We start from the raw sequence: 4743 nt of genomic DNA on the forward strand, positions 1-4743 counted from the left end.
TATCAATTGTTTATTTCTATTGGCAGTGCTTTTATGAATAACTGTTGCCTGCCATCACCCTCATGTTACGCCGCACTGTCATGTTTATTAACAAAAGGTAAAGGTGATGGTTGAGTACGCAACCTATATAGTATGATAAGTGTTATAACATCGGCGGTACTTGCCACATCGCTATTCACACATTTTTAGAGACAATTAAAGAGAATTAGTATGACGAAGTTGCATGTTGCTCATAGTATTGAGGGTAGAGAGTCTCCCGATCAAAAGAAACGTCCGAATCGACAGCATACCAGTAAGCTACGAGTAAGTGCATTAAGTTTGGCGACAGCGGTGGGTGCGCTTGGGTTGTCACAAGCTGCTTGCGCAGAGTTGACATGGGGCGACAACAACAGCTTCGAGCAAGGAAACAATCAGCAAGATAATGGCATTGACTACTTTATGCCAGCTGCCATCGCAGCAGATCGCGATGATGTGGGCGCATTGTTTAATTACGAGCAGCAAATGAGTGGCGGGTTGTTTGCGATGTACCCAACTTATTGGCGCATGAATCTGGACTTGAATTCGCAAAGCTCAGCAGCAGTGTCGCAGTTTGTGCGTCAATATCCGGATACGGTCATGGCAGAAAAACTGGTGGCTGATTTTGCTGAAAGCAAAGCCGGATCTAATGACTATGCGTCCGTACGCCAAGTGGCAAATCTGATTACCAACGCTGATGCCAGTGAGCGCTGTGCAATCGCACTTGGGTTCAATAATGGCGGCGATACCATGCGTGCTATGGCGGCGAAATCGGATGTTTGGCTGACGACGCAAAAACAGCCAGCCTTGTGTGATCAGTTAGCGATGGAGATGAATAACAATGCGCTGATCAGTGATAAAGATCGCGTATCTCGCCTCAAGCGTATGCTACGCACAGGCAAGACAGGCGATATCATGGCGTTGTCATCGAGCTTGGGTACGCCCATTCCTTACTCTGCATTGAGTGAGATTCAGCTAAGTCCGTCATCTTTCTTTAGCAAGTTTAGTCGCGAGCCCGCCAGTCAAACCAATCAATATTTGTATTTATATGCAATGGGTCGTCTCACAGATAAGTCTTATCGTGAAGCTGCCATGCAGTTAGATTACGACATCAAACAAGACAACCAGCGCTCATCAAAACTGCTTAATGATGATACTCGTCGCTATGCCTATCGTATCATTGGGGTGAAGCGTATGAACCATAATACAGATGACGGCTTTAATGCTGAAGCGGTAGAGTGGTTTCGTAAAAGCTTAGATGATGATTTCAATTTTGAAGAAGCTGAAGATTATGCCATGGCGGCTATTCGTTTTAGCCGTTGGGAAGATGTGATCGAAGCCATCACAAAAATGAATGGCGAAACGCAAAAAGGGAACCAATGGCAGTATTGGCTGGCGCGCGCGTATGAGCAGTCAAGCGATGCTAGCAAGCGTAATACTGCTAAAAGCATTTACCAAGATTTGGCCAGAAGTCATGATTACTATGGGATGATGGCCAAAGATAAAGTCGGTCAACGTTTCGATGCCAGTCAGATGGGTGGCAATCGCTTGCCCAATGTCAGTGCTGCTGATCGTGCCCGCGTCATGCAAGACCCCCATTTTGCTCGTGCATTTGCGTTATACAACTCCAGTGCGAGCCGTGCTTATGCCAATCGCGAATGGAACTGGGCAGTAAAACAGGCACGAGACAACCGTGACGACAGCCTGATCGTCGCTGCTGCAAGTCGAGCTCATGATATGGGCTGGCTCGATCGGGCAATTTATGCGATTGATAATACCGATAGAGTGGACAGCTTGGCGCTGTCGCATCCGATGCCTCATCAAGAGGAGGTTGTACGCTACAGTCGGTCCGCGGGTATCGATCCTGCTTGGGCATATGGCATCATGCGCCAGGAAAGTCGCTTTGTGACGACAGCACGCTCAAACGTTGGTGCAAGTGGTCTAATGCAAATCATGCCTGACACAGCCAGATATATCGCTCGAAACCTAGGTGAAAGCTATAGTGCGAGCCGTGCCAACAGTGGCGATACTAATATTCGCTACGGCACATGGTACATGGGCGATATTTTGGGCAGGCTCAACCAGCAACCAACAGTGGCAACCGCAGGTTATAATGCTGGCCCTAACGATGCCAAACGCTGGCAGCCTGTTTATGGCTCACTCGCTGCTGACCAATATGTTGAGTCGATTGCCTTTCCTGAAACGCGTAATTATGTGAAGCACGTGATGGAAAACGCAACTGTTTATGGTAGTTTACTGGGTCGTAGTCAGCCGATTAGTCAACGTATGGGGACAGTCGCTCCGGATTTTTGATATATCCACATGCTTTCCAAATAAACCATTGATGAGTGATCGTTAATGGTTTCTTCACATTGTGTCTGTAGTGTTTGAGATTATGTTTACGTTTCTGCTATAGATTAAAAATATTGCTTTGCTAACATTACAGCAATTGTTTTCAATTTCTGGTCTATTGGTTATTGCCTTCTGTTTCGTGCTGATTAATCGCTCGCTATGTCCTTTGTTAGTCTGATGCCGCGTGCAGTGGTTATAAGAAACTGCATGCACAATTAGCCAAACATAGCTTAAGCGACAGCCCAGTTTTATCATTGCTAGACGTTCTCAGCCCCTATGATTAAAAAATATTTCACTTTGTCTGTATTATCGAAAGCGAGCCAGCAGTCAGCTTCTCAGATGAAGAGGCGACTGACACCCGAGTCGACGCCAAGTTTTCTCCTGTCGAGTGCACCACCATCTCGTATCTTTCCGATCACAAACATTGCCAAACGCTCTCGCTTTTTTTATCGACGGGAGATAGAGAAAAACTGTAGTACCGGTGTTGAGAGTGCTGAGAGTGCTAAGAACGTTGGGAGTGCCAAGAACGCCAAAAACGACGTTAAGATAGTACCGACCTTAGGTGCATTGATGGTTTTACAAGGCTTCATGTTAATGCCAGCCCAGGCTGCCAACGCTGATAAAACAGGGCAGCGGGTCTTGATGATTGAAATGACGCCAGCACTATGTAATATTCAACCAACACGAACGCGTATGCGCCAGTGTTTAGAAGGCTATTCTTTGACGGTTTCAGGATTGGATATGGGGTATGGCGAGCACTGTGGTCGAGGTAGTGTGCCTCGATTGACGCCGTTACAACTTAAAGTCGTCAACCGTATCATGCCTGACACTGCAGTACGTAGCCAAGTGTGGCAGCGTTACGGTGCCTGTAGTCCACTCAGCGCTGCCAGCTATTTTCGGCAGATCACCAATTATGCTGGATCGTTAAAATTACCAAACGAGCTGAATACGGGTAATAGTTATACCGTTTCGAAGTCACGGTTTATCGGTCAAATGACACGCCTAAACAAAGGTATGTCATCCAATAGCATCGATTTGGTTTGCCAAGTAGGCAAGCGTCGACAGTCTGTTTTAACAGATATCCATGTGTGCTATGAAGGCAATGATTTTGGTACTTGCCATAGCAAAGTCGATAGCTGTGGTAGCCAGTTCATTATTTCAGGCGGTCAGTAGGCTTTATATATAATGCAAAATTACAAAAGTATAGCGCTGCAAGCGATAGGCGCTCAAAAGTAAATTCTAAGCTATTCTCTTTACAGCATACCGCCCTCATGAACATGAGCTATCAGTGATGATAATGCCTTTTTGCGGGTTTCTTATCGGCTTTGAGGCGACCATAAACAGCTCTGTATAAAATGTAACAATATAATAGGATAATCTGTTCTAGGTCCTTTATTGTCTCTAGACGACTGACTGACCGAGTGCTACACTAGCTTTCGGTTTAGTTTATGGCTGCTAGTATGCAGCAAACAAGTCGATATCTAAAACGTCGATATCTACAATGATAATCATCAAATAGGGAGTATTCAATGTCAATGAAACAGCCTTTACGTGTTGCCGTCACTGGTGCCGCTGGTAATATTAGCTACGCAATGCTATTTCGTATCGCATCAGGTGAAATGCTAGGTAAAGATCAGCCAGTGATTTTGCAGTTACTTGAAATTACGCCAGCTCTTGACGCCCTAAAGGGTGTGGTCATGGAATTAGAAGATTGTGCATTCCCATTGTTGGCTGATATCGTTCAAACTGATGACGCTAATGTTGCATTTAAAGATATCGACTATGCTCTATTAGTCGGTGCCCGTCCACGTGGTCCAGGTATGGAGCGTAAGGACTTGCTAGAAGCCAATGCTGCAATTTTCTCAGCACAAGGTAAAGCATTAAATGACGTTGCTAGCCGTGACGTAAAAGTATTGGTTGTTGGTAACCCAGCAAACACCAATGCGCTAATCGCTCAGCGTAATGCACCAGACCTTGATCCACGTAACTTTACGGCGATGACTCGCTTGGATCACAACCGTGCTATGGCGCAGTTGGCTGACAAAACTGATAGCACCGTCAATGATATCAAGAACATGACTATCTGGGGCAACCACTCATCAACTCAGTATCCTGATCTGACTGCTTGTACTGTAAACGGCAAACCAGCATTAGACTTGGTAGATCGTGACTGGTACGAAGGTACTTATATCCCAGAAGTACAGCAGCGTGGTGCAGCTATCATTAAAGCTCGCGGTGCTTCATCTGCAGCTTCAGCGGCCAATGCTGCTATCGCTCACATGCGCACTTGGGCGCTTGGTTCTGATGAAAATGATTGGGTATCAATGGGTGTATACTCAAACGGCGAGTACGGTATCGCTGAAGGTCTAATCTACT

General features: G+C 45.9%; 3 protein-coding genes. All 3 read left to right on the forward strand.

Annotated features, from left to right (window positions below; genetic code table 11):
* The first annotated feature begins 210 nt into the window (after positions 1-210).
* Positions 211-2328, forward strand: coding sequence for a lytic transglycosylase domain-containing protein (locus tag L0J61_RS09300; protein ID WP_301466168.1), 2118 nt, complete (start codon positions 211-213; stop codon positions 2326-2328).
* A gap of 315 nt (positions 2329-2643) precedes the next feature.
* Positions 2644-3540 (forward strand): hypothetical protein, encoded by an 897-nt coding sequence (locus L0J61_RS09305; protein WP_301466169.1) that lies wholly within the window; start codon positions 2644-2646, stop codon positions 3538-3540.
* A gap of 362 nt (positions 3541-3902) precedes the next feature.
* Positions 3903-4743: malate dehydrogenase (locus L0J61_RS09310; RefSeq protein WP_301466170.1), on the forward strand; the 841-nt coding region annotated here is incomplete at its 3' end.

Origin of the sequence: Psychrobacter sp. (assembly GCF_030457785.1) — a bacterium.
Lineage (GTDB): Bacteria > Pseudomonadota > Gammaproteobacteria > Pseudomonadales > Moraxellaceae > Psychrobacter.

Coding starts and splice junctions, on each gene's coding strand:
- L0J61_RS09300 (WP_301466168.1), top strand. CDS start 211: ATGACGAAGTTGCATGTTGCTCATAGTATTGAGGGTAGAGAGTCTCCC.
- L0J61_RS09305 (WP_301466169.1), top strand. CDS start 2,644: ATGATTAAAAAATATTTCACTTTGTCTGTATTATCGAAAGCGAGCCAG.